The 916-nt window shown below is 61.0% G+C and carries 1 protein-coding gene; it reads right to left on the reverse strand.

What is annotated here, in order from left to right:
• Positions 1–336: 336 nt before the first annotated feature.
• Positions 337–916: nucleotidyl transferase AbiEii/AbiGii toxin family protein (locus tag BST40_RS28255; protein ID WP_142276865.1), on the reverse strand; the 580-nt coding region annotated here is incomplete at its 5' end.

The raw sequence follows: 916 nt of genomic DNA on the forward strand, positions 1-916 counted from the left end.
CACGTTCCCATCATCGGCCACCGCCACCGCGGCGGTATCGGCCAGTGTCATCGTCACGGAATCAGAATCCAGTCCTCGCCCTGCTTCTCACAGAAGACTCATCTACTTCAACGTCTCACACAGGTTAGACAGAGAGGGGGTAGCTAACTTCGGCTCGTCGCGCATGCCGCAAACGTTCCACGGCTTCGGACGCATCGCGCAAAGTTCGCGCTCTGCGCGGTTCGCCGCGTGTCGGGGTATAGCCCAATTGGCAGAGCGCCTGACTGAGCGTGGACAGACGCCTAGGCTGGTTCGGTTTCAGGTAAGGGTGGCGGTCAGGCAACTTTTGCTGGACTATTACGTTTCTGTCGCCACATCTATCCGCTCGACAAATCGTCGCACCGCCTTGACTGCCTCCTCAACTGTGGCGGCAAGTTCAAGGTGATCCAGCCCCTCCAATGCCCCCGAGTAGATTGGCGGCCAATGCGGCAGCGCGGTGACTTGGGGTGGCCACGGATGCTGAGCGCGTGCTTCAAATACCGCGATGCACGCGCTGCGCGTTGGCAAGAGATCGCTATCGGGCAGCAGTCCTTCGAGAAGCTGCAAGTCCACCAAGTCGTGAGCGCGATCGTTCACTCTCGGCGCTTCGAGCACGGCGGTCACCGCGTGGAGCTTCTGCGCGATCTGCCAGGGAATGGTCATACACGGCACCGCGACCGCTGCGGGAACGCCGACAAGGCCGAGAGCATCCGAGGTAAGAGTGTCGAACTGGTCGGCATTGCCGGCTTCGACGTTGGAGACCTCGATGGGAACAGATACGAAAGGCTGGCCACGGTAACTCAGCTTGGCGGTGAATCGGCGAGGCTTGACCGGCATGCCCGGGACGTCGATCTCTTCGGGAACGGTGAAGGTAGCTGTGAACCCCTCCCACCCAGTC

This window comes from Mycobacterium persicum (assembly GCF_002086675.1).
GTDB lineage: Bacteria > Actinomycetota > Actinomycetes > Mycobacteriales > Mycobacteriaceae > Mycobacterium > Mycobacterium persicum.